This window comes from Vibrio sp. 2-2(8), from assembly GCF_963888495.1.
GTDB lineage: Bacteria > Pseudomonadota > Gammaproteobacteria > Enterobacterales > Vibrionaceae > Vibrio > Vibrio anguillarum.
Genome location: NZ_CAWPJM010000022.1, coordinates 554,927 through 568,177, shown reverse-complemented (window position 1 = coordinate 568,177; position 13,251 = coordinate 554,927). Strand labels below are relative to the sequence as shown.

Here is a 13,251-nt window from a genome sequence, read left to right as displayed (position 1 = left end):
TTTTTGTAAAAAACTGTAGAAGCTTGTGCTTTGGTTGAGGCTTTTTTATAGAATAACCGACGATTAATAGGTCGGCTAAATAAATTGATATAGGCCTACAGCAGCAACATCACATATGGAGTTACGAATGAGTAACCAAGTCGTAAAACAAGCACCATTTCCGAAGCCGAGCGGTATGGATCGCTTTTTAAATTTTATTGAACGTGCAGGAAATAAAATTCCTGACCCTGCGATTTTGTTCTTCTGGGCATTGATTATTGTTTGGGTTTCATCGGCACTGTTATCGAATGTGACATTTGATTTGACCAACCCTCGAACGGGTGAAGCATTGCAGGTGAATAACCTACTGACAGGTAAAGCGCTCGCGAGTTTTCTAGCCAATATGGTGACCACATTCACCAGTTTTGCGCCGCTAGGTATCGTGCTGGTTGCCATGCTCGGTGTGGGAGTGGCTGATTCTTCAGGGTTTATCACTACAGGCCTTAAGAAAATGCTAAATTTCACGCCAGCGAAACTACTAACACCGATGCTGATTTTGGTGGCGATAGTGTCGCATACGGCTGCTGATGCTGGTTATGTATTGGTTATTCCTCTGGGTGGGATTATTTTCCATGCGGCAGGGCGTCATCCACTGGCCGGTATTGCAGCCGCATTTGCTGGTGTTTCTGGTGGCTTTTCAGCGAACTTTATTCCTTCTGGTATTGATCCTTTGCTCGCTGGTTTTACACAAACCGCCGCACAAATTTTGGATCCTCAATACATAGTGAATCCGCTGGCGAACATTTTCTTCACGGGTTTATCTTCGGTGATCATCGTCGCGATTGGTTGGTATGTGACTGAGAAAATTATTGAACCTCGTCTAGCGAATATGCCTGTCGATGAAGATGCGGAAATAGCGCCAGATCTAGGAACATTCAGCGCAACGGAATCGAGAGCATTTCGTTTTGCTGGCTGGGCAATGGTGGTAGGTATTGCATTACTCGTAGCGGCTTTGATCCCAGAAAACTCAGCACTGCGTTCGCCTGATGGTGAGCTAACGGCCTTTTCTGCGCCAGTGATGAAGTCGATCGTTCCTTTGATTTTTATCTTGTTTATTATTCCGGGAATTGTGTATGGCCGAGTGGCTGGCACCTTTAAAAACAGTAATGACGTGATAAAAGCGATGTCTGGCACCATGGCTACGATGGGCGCATACATAGTTATGTCGTTCTTCTGTGCTCAGTTCTTATCAGCGTTTGGTCAGTCTAATATTGGTACTATGTTGGCATTGTATGGCGCCGAAGGCCTAAAAGCGATGGACTTACCCGGCCAAGCAACGATTGTGGGGATGATTTTACTCACGGCTAGCGTTAATTTGCTGGTGGGTTCGGCCTCGGCAAAATGGGCATTGATTGGTCCAATTCTGGTACCTATGCTGATGGCGGTAGGGATTTCTCCCGAGCTATCGCAAGCGGCTTACCGCGTGGGCGATTCGGTTTCTAACATTATCTCTCCACTGATGGTCTTCTTCCCATTAGTCGTGGTGTATTGCCAACGTTATGTAAAATCGACGGGCATTGGCACCTTGGCTTCAATGATGATGCCTTTCTCCATTGCGATGCTGATTGGTTGGACGCTGTTCCTGCTCGCTTACTGGGCTTTTGGTATTCCGCTAGGGGTGCAAGCGCCTTACACATACAGCTTGTAGCGTTAACGTTATTTATCGAGTCTGAATTAAAAGCCCGCGAGTGTATCGCGGGCTTTTTCAATCTCATTTGTGCAGATGTTGCGCGTGAAATGCTAAGTGATCATCAATGAAACTTTGAATGAAAAAATAACTGTGATCGTAACCTTTATGCATTCTTAACGAGAGTGGGCTATTGCTCGCTTGTGCAGCGGCGAGTAAGCGTTCAGGTTTAAGCTGTTCGTGTAAAAACGGGTCTTCCTCTCCTTGGTCAACCAAAATGGGTAAGGATGATGAGTGAGTAGTGAGCAATTCAACCGCATCGTATTGTTTCCAATCTTGCTGGTTATTACCAAGGTAGTGGCGAAATGCTTTTTGCCCCCAAGGGCAGTGTATTGGGTTGCTTATCGGGCTAAAGGCTGAAATCGAGCGATAGCGTTGAGGGTTTTTCAATCCGATGGTTAACGCACCATGGCCACCCATACTGTGTCCTGCAATCGCTCGCTGTTGGTTTACGGGAAAATGTTGCTCTATTAAGGCTGGAAGTTCTTGCACAATGTAGCTGTACATTTGGTAGTGCTTATCCCAAGGCGCTTGAGTTGCGTTGAGGTAAAATCCTGCGCCAAGGCCAAAATCATACGCTCCTTGCGGGTCGTCAGGAACACCTTCACCTCTTGGGCTGGTATCGGCGGCAACAATCGCGATACCGAGCTTAGCCGCGCTTTGAAATGCGCCAGCTTTTTGCATGAAGTTTTCATCGCTGCATGTTAAGCCGGATAACCAATACAACACCGGAACCGATTGATAGGCCGCTTGAGGTGGAAGATAAATAGCAAAACGCATACTGCACCCTAGTACTTGTGATGAGTGCGTGTACTGTTTATGCCAGCCTTCAAATACTTTGGCTTGGCTAATGTTTTCAATGTGCATAGCAAGTTTCCCCCACCCAGCCCTTTAAGAAAAAAGGGCTGGCTATTAAGGCTTATTGGTCAAAATGAATCACAGAACGAATACTTTCGCCTTTATGCATTAAATCAAAGGCTTGGTTTATATCCTCTAAACCCATGGTATGGGTAATAAACTCTTGCAAACCAAATTCGCCAGCCAGATAGCGCTCGACAATGTGTGGCAGTTCTGAGCGGCCTTTTACGCCGCCAAATGCACTACCACGCCATACTCGGCCCGTCACTAATTGGAAAGGGCGAGTTGATATTTCTTGGCCCGCGCCAGCCACACCAATAATGACCGATTCTCCCCAGCCTTTATGGCAGCATTCCAACGCTTGGCGCATTACATTGACGTTACCGATGCACTCAAAAGAAAAATCAACACCGCCATCAGTCATCTCAATAATCACTTCTTGGATTGGCTTAGTCAGAGTTTTCGGGTTCAGGCAGTCCGTTGCACCAAGCTGAGTAGCAAGCTCAAACTTACTCTCATTGATATCAATGCCAATAATACGGCTGGCACCGGCCATTTTTGCGCCAATAATGGCGGAAAGCCCGATGCCGCCTAGGCCAAAGATGGCCACAGTATCACCTTGTTTAACTTTGGCCGTATTGAGCACCGCGCCCATGCCCGTTGTGACACCACAACCGAGCAAGCAGACCTCTTCTAATGGAGCCGCTTTATTGACCTTAGCCAAGGAAATTTCTGGCAATACGGTATACTCAGAAAAGGTGGAGCAACCCATATAATGGAAAATGGGTTGGCCGTCTTTATAGAAACGTGTAGTGCCATCAGGCATTAATCCTTTTCCTTGCGTTTCACGTACTGCTTGGCACAGGTTGGTTTTACCTGATTTACAGAATTTGCATTCACCACACTCTGCGGTGTACAAGGGAATGACATGATCTCCTACCTCGACGCTGGTTACCCCTTCACCAATCCGCTCAACGATACCGCCGCCTTCGTGGCCGAGGATAACCGGAAAAATCCCTTCAGGGTCCTCACCAGATAGCGTAAAGGCATCGGTATGACAAACGCCGCTCGCAATAATACGCACCAACACTTCGCCTTTTTGGGGCAACATAACGTCAACCTCCTCGACTTTTAGTGGTTGATTTGGCCCCCACGCAATCGCCGCGCGAGATTTAATGAATTGATGTGATGACATAAGATTTTCCTTTGCACATTACTTGAAGTTTCAAGTGAGTTGGGGAGAGTGACAGTATATTCCCTTCTTGAAATTTGATAATCGGTCTAAAATAAGAATCACTTTTACTTATCAGTAATAATTAAGATGGCGAGTTGGGAAGGCATTCATGAATTTGTTGCGGTGGCTGAAACTGGAAGTTTTACCGCAGCAGCACATAAACTATCGACATCAGTAGCGAATGTCAGCCGGCGTATTGCGCTATTAGAAGAGCGCTTGGCGGTAAAGTTGTTGCAACGTACCACGCGGCGAGTCTCCCTGACCGAAGCGGGTCAACTCTATTATCATCAGTGTCGGCAATTGGTTGAAGGCTTAGCGCAGGCTGATCTTGCTGTCACGCAGATGCAGCAAACGCCGTCAGGTTTACTGAAAGTGACCGCTCCGGTGACTTATGGTGAGCAGAAAGTCGCGCCTTTGCTGCATGAGTTTTTACAGTTACATCCTCAATTGGAGTTGGAACTGATACTCACTAACCAAAAATTGGATCTGATTGCGGAAGGAATTGATGTCGCCGTACGATTAGGGCAGTTAGATGATTCGAGTTTTATTGGCAAAAAGTTATCCAACCGACAACTGTTTGTCTGCGCTAGCCCTGACTATTTGGTGAAATATGGCACTCCCTATTCATTGTCAGAGTTGGTTCATCACCAATGTTTACAAGGCACTATGAACTATTGGCGATTTAAGGATCAGCAACGCTCTCGCGAAATCGGTGTTAAAGGAAAAATTAAATGCAACAGCGGTGTGGCGTTATTGAATGCCGCGTTGCAAGGGATTGGAATCGCACAATTGCCCGACTATTATGTAGAGCCGTATTTGCTCTCGGGTGAGTTGCAAGAAGTGCTACATCAGTACCGAGATGATCGTGAAGGTGTATGGGCCTTATACCCACAAAATCGCCATTTGTCCTCAAAAGTTAGGCTGCTGGTGGATTTTCTGGCAGAACGGCTATCGTCCGCTAACGGCAAAGGCTAGTGAAAGAGAAAATAGGATATATGAATACACAGTTTACCGTTCAAGATCAAAAGTTTATGCGCCGAGCCATCGCGCTTGCCAATCTTGCAGAACAAGCAGGTGAAGTGCCTGTGGGCGCTGTGCTTGTTAAAGATGGCGAAATCATTGCTGAAGGTTGGAATGCCTCTATTGGTCAACATGATGCGACAGCGCACGCTGAAATTCAGGCTTTGCGTCAAGCAGGTCAACGGTTACAAAATTATCGTTTGCTTGATACTACCTTATACGTCACTTTAGAGCCCTGTCCAATGTGCGCAGGCGCACTGCTGCATAGCCGAGTCAAAAGGATTGTCTTTGGCGCTCCAGATCTCAAAGCTGGGGCGGCCGGTACGGTGCTGAATTTATTTGAAAGCCAAGCCTCCTATCATTACGCGACGGTCGATAAAGGATTGTTAGAAGAGGAGTGTCGGGAGCAACTGCAATCTTTTTTTAGACGAAGACGCGCAGAGATACAGGCGGAAAAACAGCGGAATAAACAACAGAGTGATGGGCTTTAGCAAACATCCACTTTGAGTAGATGTTTGCCGCTGAAGGTTAAGCAGAGATTAATTGCATAAATGCACGGTTACGCCAGATAATTTTCTTTTTATTATTGGATAACATACGCTTACGACGGTTCGCTGCCACCGTTTTATTAAGGTGTTTTGATAGCTTTTTACGTTTAAGCATAAACAACCTCCTACTGCTGAGTTTTGACAATGATCCCTAATGGTTTAGGGTGCCTTATGACAATCTTAATCTGCCTTTATAGTGCAGGATTGTTACCATAATATGAAACTTAGGAAACGATCTTTTTCACGTTTTGATGTATGGGCTGCACACTTGGAAATCAAGTGTGCAATTTTTGTTCAACGTGGAAGATTTAGCTATTGTTATGCTTATTGAGCTACGGGGTCGAGATACTGATTATCCTGCGCCTCATCGGCCGATTCCATCGCTTCTAACGCGGCCTCCTCCTCCTCAATACTGATCACAACCAAATCATCAGTACCTGAACTATTGTCTATCTGCTTTTGTTGATCAACATGGCCAATAATACTTTGATAATAGCGACGAATATTTTCAACGTAGGCCTTGGCTTCGTCACCTCGCGCGTAGCCATATCGAGTCTGGCTGAAGTATTTCTTTTGTCTCAGTTGAGGGAGGCGTTCTTTGACTTCAGTCCATGAATCAGGGTTCGCACCTTGTTGCTTGGTTAAGCGTCTTGCATCCATCATATGCCCATAGCCGACGTTATAGGAAGCGAGAGCAAACCAAATTTTCTCATGTTCTGGGATGGAGTCTGGTATACGCTGTACCATCCGACGCAGGTATTCGACACCACCACGAATCGATTGTTCCGGATCGAGTCGATTGGCGACACCAACACTTCTTGCCGTAGGGAGAGTCAACATCATCATACCGCGGACCCCGGTGGGGGATTTAGCTAATGGATTCCAGTGAGACTCTTGATAAGCTAAGGCGGCAATCAATCGCCAATCAAACTCGTCAGAATATTGTTGGAAAAGAGGGGCCCATTTTGGTAAGCGGACATCGAGTGCTCTAATAAAGGCGCGCGTATCGACATAATCAAACGTGCCCACGTGACCAATATATTTCTCTTCCAAGGCCGCTAATTGACCAGATTGTTTAAGGTTGCCAAAAAACTCAATCATCAAGGCGTATAAACTTTCATCTTCAGAGCGACGCATATACCAAGCGATAGGCTGATCTTCAGTTAATTCAAAGGCGACGGCTAAGTCAGGGTATATTCGCTGCGACAGCGAGACTTCGACCGAATCAGCCATGGTAAATAGCAGTTCGCCATTCGAAACCTGTTTTAAAAGGTCGTTAACGTCGGCGTTATTATTCACATTGTACTGAAACTCTGGGTAGATCTGTTTAATGTCGCTGAGTGTATTCTCAAAGTGGGATTCATTCACGATAGAAAAAACGCTGTCACCTTCATGACCAGCAATCAGTTCCGGTTGTTTTTCCAGTAATTGTTTTAAATTTCTTGGACGCCAGTTGCCTTTCTTATAGACGACTTGTTGGCTGACATAGTAATAAGCGGGCCCTGTTCTGTACTCATTCAAGCGTTGATTCGATTGACTTAACCCCGCTGCAACAACGTCGATTTCCCCATTTTTCAGTGCAGGAAAGAGACTAGACAACCGATAAGCGGGTTTCATCTCTAGTTTAACCCCAAGCTGATTGGCAAATTCGCGTGCTAGTTCGTAGTCCAGCCCTGCAGGGCCATCTGGGCCAATGTAGTAGGAGAGTTGATTGTTCAACGTACCCACTCGCAATACGCCACGTTCACGAATATGGTCAAGCTCGCTTTTAGGATCTGAATCGATTTGGCAACCGACGACAAAAAGAGTGAGTAGGAAAATGGACAATGAGCGATGAAGCTGAATCAGATAATACTTTGGCATTTATGAGCGATCTCTTACATCAATTACTGCCTTTATATCAAAGGCGGCCATATTGGCAAAGTTTCAGATCAAAAACGGATGAAAAAGTGTCGGTGACCACGCTAATGTGGCTGTATTTCAAATTTGACAAAAAAAATGACGCAAACGGTTGCTTTTGGTGTTACGTCACAAAAAGAATTCCTTTATAATGCGTTCGAAATCACGAGGTGAAATTGGTATGTATTCAGTTTTCTTTTATTAACTTATTGTATTTTAATGATTTTGAATTCATTCCAATTACACCTCAACCCACTGTATAAGAGACCTAAGCACATGAGAATTTTGCGTGGCTCCCCAGCGCTTTCTGAGTTTCGTGTTAACAAACTCGTTGAACTTTGTCGTGAACAGCAACTGCCTGTATCGGGTATTTACGCGGAGTTCATGCATTTTGCTGATCTCTCTGCGGATTTAGACGCTCAATCCCTTGAAAAATTAGAGAAACTACTCACTTATGGCCCAACGATTCAAGAACATGAGCCACAAGGTCTTCTTTTACTGGTCACTCCTCGCCCTGGAACCATCTCGCCTTGGTCTTCCAAAGCGACGGATATTGCGCATAACTGTGGTTTGAATGAGGTGAAGCGCTTAGAGCGAGGCACGGCTTACTACATCGAATTAGATCGCGAACTTTCTCAACCGCAACTTGTTACGCTTTATTCCCTGCTGTACGACCGAATGATGGAAGTCGTGTTTACCGATTTCGAATCAGCAACCTCACTGTTTAAAGTCGCTGAACCTGCTCCCGTAGCGTACGTCGACTTGCTGAATGGCGGCCGCTCAGCGCTTGAAAAAGCAAACGTTACCCTTGGGCTTGCATTGGCTGACGATGAAATTGATTATTTGTTCGAAAGCTTCGTCACTAAGCTTGAGCGTAATCCAACCGATATCGAATTAATGATGTTTGCTCAAGCAAACTCTGAGCATTGTCGCCATAAAATCTTCAATGCCGATTGGACTATTGATGGCGTTAAGCAAGATAAATCGCTGTTTAAGATGATCAAAAACACTTATGAAGTGACTCCTGATCACGTGCTGTCTGCCTATAAAGATAATGCCGCCGTCATGGTGGGTTCAGAAGTTGGGCGTTTTTTCCCTGATCCAGAGACACGCCAATATGGTTATCACCATGAAAAAGCGCATATTTTAATGAAGGTGGAAACACACAACCACCCGACGGCGATTGCTCCTTGGCCGGGCGCATCAACGGGTTCCGGTGGTGAAATTCGTGACGAAGGTGCAACGGGGATTGGTGGAAAACCTAAAGCCGGGTTAGTCGGTTTTACTACTTCAAACTTGCGTATTCCTAATTTTGTGCAGCCTTGGGAAACGGATTTTGGTAAACCGGGGCGCATTGTCACGGCACTTGATATTATGCTGGAAGGCCCGCTCGGTGGCGCGGCTTTTAACAACGAATTTGGTCGTCCAAACTTGTTAGGTTACTTCCGTACTTACGAAGAGAAAGTTAACTCTCATGCTGGTGAAGAAGTGCGTGGTTATCACAAACCAATCATGATTGCTGGTGGGATGGGGAATATCCGCGACGAGCATGTGCAGAAAAAAGAGATCCCTGTTGGCGCGAGCTTAATTGTGCTTGGTGGTCCGGCAATGAACATTGGCCTTGGTGGGGGTGCCGCTTCTTCTATGGCATCTGGTCAATCTGCGGAAGATCTTGATTTTGCGTCGGTACAGCGTGAAAACCCAGAGATGGAACGCCGCTGCCAAGAGGTGATTGATCGCTGCTGGCAACTCGGTGAGGCGAATCCGATCGCCTTTATCCATGATGTGGGCGCTGGTGGTATCTCAAACGCATTGCCTGAGCTTGTTGATGATGGTGAACGTGGCGGTATTTTCCAACTGCGTGATGTACCTAACGATGAGCCGGGAATGAGCCCGCTTGAAATTTGGTGTAATGAATCACAAGAGCGTTACGTGCTGGCTGTAGCGCCAGAAAACATGGCGCGCTTTGACGCCATTTGCCAACGTGAGCGCGCGCCTTATGCTGTTGTGGGCATTGCCACTGAAGAGCGTGAACTGAAATTGGAAGATTCACATTTCGACAATACGCCAATTGATATGCCGATGGACGTATTGCTTGGCAAAACACCTAAAATGTATCGTGATGTGAAGACGCTGAAAGTTAATAATCCAGCACTTGATCGCCGTGATATCGAATTGAACGAAGCGATTGATCGTATACTGCGTCTCCCTGCGGTTGCAGAAAAAACCTTCCTCATCACCATTGGTGACAGAACCGTCACTGGTTTGGTCGCTCGTGACCAAATGGTTGGTCCGTGGCAAGTGCCAGTAGCAAACTGCGCGGTCACTGCGGCAAGTTATGATACTTACCATGGCGAAGCGATGTCGATGGGTGAGCGCACGCCAGTTGCCTTGCTGGATTTTGGGGCATCGGCACGTTTAGCCGTGGGCGAAGCGATCACCAATATTGCCGCTACCCATATCGGTGATATCAAACACATTAAGTTGTCGGCGAACTGGATGTCACCAGCGGGTCACCCAGGTGAAGATGCTGGTTTGTATGAGGCAGTAAAAGCGGTCGGTGAAGAGCTTTGTCCTTCGCTCGGCCTGACTATCCCTGTGGGTAAAGATTCGATGTCGATGAAGACCAAATGGGATGAGAATGGCGAACAAAAAGAAGTGACCTCTCCGCTATCATTGGTGATCACGGCATTTGCTCGTGTTGAAGATGTACGTAACACCATCACCCCTCAGTTAAGAACCGATAAGGGCGAAACCTCACTGGTTTTGATTGATTTAGGTAATGGTAAGAATCGCTTGGGCGCAACGGCGTTAGCACAAGTCTACAAACAGTTGGGTGATAAACCCGCAGACGTAGATAATGCGGCGCAGCTTAAAGCCTTCTATGAAGCGATCCAAACTTTGGTCGCGAATCAGCAGATTATTGCCTATCACGATAAAGGTGACGGTGGTTTATTCGTTACTCTAGCTGAAATGGCCTTTGCTGGTCATTGTGGCGTGAAAGCCGATATCGCTGCGCTAGGTGATGATGCATTGGCCGCGTTATTTAATGAAGAGCTGGGCGCAGTCATTCAAGTTCGTCACCACGATTTAGATACGGTGATCTCGACGCTAACGGCGCATGGTTTACAAGCGTGTTCACACGTTATCGGTCGTGTTGACGCTTCTGATGAGCTAGCCATTACCGCTGGTGAACAACCTATTGTTGTGCGTAACCGCACCGAACTTCGCACCATTTGGGCTGAAACCACGCATAAGATGCAAGCGCTGCGCGATAACCCGCAGTGCGCGGACCAAGAGTTTGCAGCAAAACAAGATAACAGTGATAAAGGCCTTAACGTCAGTTTGAGCTTTGACGTGCAACAAGATGTTGCAGCACCGTATATTGCTAAAGGCGTGAAGCCAAAAATGGCTATTTTGCGCGAGCAAGGGGTTAACTCACACGTTGAAATGGCGGCAGCGTTTGATCGCGCAGGCTTTGAAACAACCGATATACACATGAGCGACATCTTAACGGGTCAAGCGGTGCTTGAAGAGTACCAAGGCCTCGTCGCATGTGGTGGGTTCTCTTATGGTGACGTATTGGGCGCGGGCGAAGGCTGGGCGAAATCAGTGCTGTTTAATGTACAAGCTCGTGAACAGTTCCAAAGTTTCTTCCAACGTGAAGATACTTTCTCGCTAGGAGTGTGTAACGGCTGTCAAATGCTGTCGAATTTGAAAGAGTTAATCCCTGGTGCGGATTTATGGCCGCGTTTTGTGCGCAATGAATCAGAGCGTTTTGAAGCGCGCTTTAGCTTAGTGGAAGTGCAGCAATCTGATTCACTGTTTTTTAATGAGATGGCTGGCTCGCGCATGCCGATTGCGGTTTCGCATGGCGAAGGGCGCGTTGAAGTTCGTGATACGGCACATTTAACGGCGATTGAACAATCAGGCACCGTTGCGCTGCGTTTTGTGGATAACAACGGCCATGCCACGCAGCAATATCCGAACAACCCAAATGGTTCACCAAATGCCATTACAGGCTTAACGACTCAAGATGGCCGTGTGACGATCATGATGCCGCACCCAGAGCGCGTGTTCCGCACGGTAGCGAACTCTTGGCATCCTGATTCTTGGGGTGAAAACAGCCCATGGATGCGTATGTTCCAAAATGCACGTAAGAACTTAGGGTAACTCACCTTGTCGCCAGTGAGATAAACGACTTAGTCTTGTTATTCCAGCCGCTGCAACTCAGCGGCTTTTTTGTTTACTTTGAGGATGAATTTTTTGTAAAAAATGCAGAAAAAAATTGTGATTTGTGCTCTAATGCCGCGCTTACCAAGGGATGGTGTTCAACATCCGCCGCCATATAATATAATGGCGCGCGACAAACGTTGATGAGTAATCCCTTATTATTCCCTTAGGAAAACGAAAATGTCAGAAAGTAAAAAATTTACCATCAAAGTGACTGAAAAGCGCAATGGTTGGGCGGCGGAAATCGTACGTCAAGTGACCTCTCGCAGAAGTGTTGTTTCAAAGCGCGAAATGGGTTTTGAAAGCGAAGCACAAGCACAAGCTTGGGCGGAAAAAGAGCTCAGTGGCTTTATTGAGAACCAAGCGAAACGCAATGAGCGTAAGGCTCTGGCAAGAAAAGAGAAAAAAGCTTAGTACAAAAACCCGCTTTAAATTAGCGGGTTTTTTATGCCTTAACGAAATTGACCGATTTGCGGTAAAAACTCAAAACCTGCACTGGCTAAGCGAGCCTCTAATGCCGCACGATCGATATCAAAGTCATCCGCCAGCTTATCAAGATCGCCATTAAAATCATCACGTAGCTTCATATTGATGATGCTCATCAGCATGATTGGATCCATCGAGGCAAAATTGGCTAAATTCATCACTTATCCTCGAAATCAGAAATCAGCAAGTTAGCTGCCGCAAAGGCTGCTTGCTCTCGAACCGCTTTTGGCAGCGATTCGTCTGCTGCGACATCATTCAAGGTTTTGATGGCGCAGGAGATTGCTTGAGGAATATAAGCTTGATCACCACTGCCTATCTGCGCATAAAGCTCGCGCACTAATTCACAACAACCGTAAACTTGCATAGATTAAATCCTAACTAATGATAATGGCTCTCAATATACACATTACGTTTGGCAAAGACAAAATCAGAACTTGCGTTTGCGCAAGCTCTGATTGCATGTGATGAAACTTTAAGCGTTCACTTGCTGCTCTAGCGCCATAACCAGATCGTCGGCTAGCTGTAGTTGCTTAGCGAGCTCGTTCAGATACGCTTTTTCCATGAAATTTTGTTCATCGGCGATAAGTAAAGAGGCCAGATAAAGCTCACTCGCTTGTGCGGGCGTTGTGGCTAACTGTGCAATAGCCGTGGGATCGAGCGGTTTATGCAGCTCATTTTTTACCAGCTGCTGCAATTGGTTATCTGCGCCCATTTCAGAGATGGCTTGCTCAATTTTCGCCATTTCTTGTTCATCCACATGACCATCAGCTTTTGCGGCGGCAATCATCGCTTTTAGGATCAGCGTGCTGTGGCTAGCATCATTAGGGTCAAAGCTAGACTGCGGTTGAGTGGTCGTTTGTTTTGCTTGCCAGTCATTATACGCTTTATAGGCTAGTGCGCCGAGCGCCGCTGCTCCACCAATCCCTATCACTTTAGTGCCTATTTTTTTTGCTTTCTTCGAGCCCATCAATAAACCGATTAGGCCACCACCGAGTGCACCTGCTCCTAAGGTTTTGAGTTTACTTGAATCTTGTGTGATAGCGCCGAGTTGGCTTGAACCTTGTTTTACGATGTCTGAATTCAATGCTTGGTTAAGTAAACTTTTTAGATCCATAGGTCACCTCCATTAATAATGGATTAAAGAATAGATCACCGTAGATGAATCGAAGATTAATATGCTTGAAAAAGCTTTTGTGGCTGGTGACAAAATAAAAAAGGTTGCCATTTAGGCAACCTTTTCAAGAGCA

12 protein-coding genes are annotated in these 13,251 nt (G+C 46.3%); 5 read left to right on the top strand and 7 right to left on the bottom strand.

The window, feature by feature from the left end; genetic code table 11:
- Positions 1 to 127 precede the first annotated feature (127 nt).
- The gene (locus AACV12_RS08920; RefSeq protein WP_017045592.1) at positions 128 to 1,687 is read left to right on the top strand and encodes an AbgT family transporter; all 1,560 of its coding nucleotides are present in this window, start codon (positions 128 to 130) and stop codon (positions 1,685 to 1,687) included.
- A 63-nt stretch (positions 1,688 to 1,750) separates the two neighbouring features.
- On the opposite strand, the gene fghA is transcribed toward AACV12_RS08920, so the two are convergent.
- On the bottom strand, positions 1,751 to 2,593 hold the full coding sequence (gene fghA, locus AACV12_RS08915; RefSeq protein ID WP_013857422.1) for an S-formylglutathione hydrolase: 843 nt from the start codon (positions 2,591 to 2,593) through the stop codon (positions 1,751 to 1,753).
- Positions 2,594 to 2,645: 52 nt separating this feature from the next.
- A complete protein-coding gene (locus AACV12_RS08910; RefSeq protein ID WP_047688923.1) occupies positions 2,646 to 3,779 on the bottom strand; it encodes an S-(hydroxymethyl)glutathione dehydrogenase/class III alcohol dehydrogenase in 1,134 nt (377 codons plus the stop codon).
- Positions 3,780 to 3,905: 126 nt separating this feature from the next.
- Here AACV12_RS08910 and AACV12_RS08905 point away from each other — a divergent pair, with 126 nt between their 5' ends.
- Positions 3,906 to 4,793 carry a LysR family transcriptional regulator gene (locus AACV12_RS08905; RefSeq protein ID WP_019281152.1) on the top strand — a complete coding sequence of 296 codons (888 nt, stop codon included), beginning with the start codon at positions 3,906 to 3,908 and terminating at the stop codon, positions 4,791 to 4,793.
- 20 nt (positions 4,794 to 4,813) lie between these two features.
- Positions 4,814 to 5,329: a tRNA adenosine(34) deaminase TadA gene (gene tadA / locus AACV12_RS08900; RefSeq protein WP_170888572.1), complete on the top strand. Its 516-nt coding sequence runs from the start codon at positions 4,814 to 4,816 to the stop codon at positions 5,327 to 5,329.
- 37 nt (positions 5,330 to 5,366) lie between these two features.
- Here the strand turns inward: tadA and AACV12_RS08895 are convergent, their stop codons facing one another.
- Positions 5,367 to 5,501 (bottom strand): hypothetical protein, encoded by a 135-nt coding sequence (locus AACV12_RS08895; RefSeq protein ID WP_254917022.1) that lies wholly within the window; start codon positions 5,499 to 5,501, stop codon positions 5,367 to 5,369.
- 209 nt (positions 5,502 to 5,710) lie between these two features.
- The gene (mltF, locus tag AACV12_RS08890) at positions 5,711 to 7,249 is read right to left on the bottom strand and encodes a membrane-bound lytic murein transglycosylase MltF (protein WP_013857418.1); all 1,539 of its coding nucleotides are present in this window, start codon (positions 7,247 to 7,249) and stop codon (positions 5,711 to 5,713) included.
- A gap of 312 nt (positions 7,250 to 7,561) precedes the next feature.
- Here mltF and purL point away from each other — a divergent pair, with 312 nt between their 5' ends.
- Both purL and AACV12_RS08880 read left to right on the top strand, forming a co-directional pair.
- A complete protein-coding gene (gene purL / locus AACV12_RS08885; protein WP_170900192.1) occupies positions 7,562 to 11,458 on the top strand; it encodes a phosphoribosylformylglycinamidine synthase in 3,897 nt (1,298 codons plus the stop codon).
- 240 nt (positions 11,459 to 11,698) lie between these two features.
- The gene (locus AACV12_RS08880) at positions 11,699 to 11,932 is read left to right on the top strand and encodes a DUF3622 domain-containing protein (protein ID WP_010319076.1); all 234 of its coding nucleotides are present in this window, start codon (positions 11,699 to 11,701) and stop codon (positions 11,930 to 11,932) included.
- Between the two features lie 38 nt (positions 11,933 to 11,970).
- On the opposite strand, the gene AACV12_RS08875 is transcribed toward AACV12_RS08880, so the two are convergent.
- The 3 genes from AACV12_RS08875 to AACV12_RS08865 all read right to left on the bottom strand — a co-directional run bounded on the left by AACV12_RS08875 (position 11,971) and on the right by AACV12_RS08865 (position 13,118).
- Positions 11,971 to 12,162, bottom strand: coding sequence for a DUF4250 domain-containing protein (locus AACV12_RS08875; RefSeq protein ID WP_010319077.1), 192 nt, complete (start codon positions 12,160 to 12,162; stop codon positions 11,971 to 11,973).
- A complete protein-coding gene (locus tag AACV12_RS08870; RefSeq protein ID WP_010319078.1) occupies positions 12,162 to 12,368 on the bottom strand; it encodes a YaeP family protein in 207 nt (68 codons plus the stop codon). Before AACV12_RS08870 ends, AACV12_RS08875 begins: the two co-directional genes overlap by 1 nt.
- A gap of 108 nt (positions 12,369 to 12,476) precedes the next feature.
- On the bottom strand, positions 12,477 to 13,118 hold the full coding sequence (locus AACV12_RS08865; RefSeq protein ID WP_088731992.1) for a tellurite resistance TerB family protein: 642 nt from the start codon (positions 13,116 to 13,118) through the stop codon (positions 12,477 to 12,479).
- Positions 13,119 to 13,251 lie beyond the last annotated feature (133 nt).

What these genes read in the sequence shown, in the direction of transcription:
- AACV12_RS08920 (WP_017045592.1), top strand. Translation starts at nt 128, where the DNA reads ATGAGTAACCAAGTCGTAAAACAAGCACCATTTCCGAAGCCGAGCGGT.
- fghA (WP_013857422.1), bottom strand. Translation starts at nt 2,593, where the DNA reads ATGCACATTGAAAACATTAGCCAAGCCAAAGTATTTGAAGGCTGGCAT.
- AACV12_RS08910 (WP_047688923.1), bottom strand. Translation starts at nt 3,779, where the DNA reads ATGTCATCACATCAATTCATTAAATCTCGCGCGGCGATTGCGTGGGGG.
- AACV12_RS08905 (WP_019281152.1), top strand. Translation starts at nt 3,906, where the DNA reads ATGGCGAGTTGGGAAGGCATTCATGAATTTGTTGCGGTGGCTGAAACT.
- tadA (WP_170888572.1), top strand. Translation starts at nt 4,814, where the DNA reads ATGAATACACAGTTTACCGTTCAAGATCAAAAGTTTATGCGCCGAGCC.
- AACV12_RS08895 (WP_254917022.1), bottom strand. Translation starts at nt 5,501, where the DNA reads ATGCTTAAACGTAAAAAGCTATCAAAACACCTTAATAAAACGGTGGCA.
- mltF (WP_013857418.1), bottom strand. Translation starts at nt 7,249, where the DNA reads ATGCCAAAGTATTATCTGATTCAGCTTCATCGCTCATTGTCCATTTTC.
- purL (WP_170900192.1), top strand. Translation starts at nt 7,562, where the DNA reads ATGAGAATTTTGCGTGGCTCCCCAGCGCTTTCTGAGTTTCGTGTTAAC.
- AACV12_RS08880 (WP_010319076.1), top strand. Translation starts at nt 11,699, where the DNA reads ATGTCAGAAAGTAAAAAATTTACCATCAAAGTGACTGAAAAGCGCAAT.
- AACV12_RS08875 (WP_010319077.1), bottom strand. Translation starts at nt 12,162, where the DNA reads ATGAATTTAGCCAATTTTGCCTCGATGGATCCAATCATGCTGATGAGC.
- AACV12_RS08870 (WP_010319078.1), bottom strand. Translation starts at nt 12,368, where the DNA reads ATGCAAGTTTACGGTTGTTGTGAATTAGTGCGCGAGCTTTATGCGCAG.
- AACV12_RS08865 (WP_088731992.1), bottom strand. Translation starts at nt 13,118, where the DNA reads ATGGATCTAAAAAGTTTACTTAACCAAGCATTGAATTCAGACATCGTA.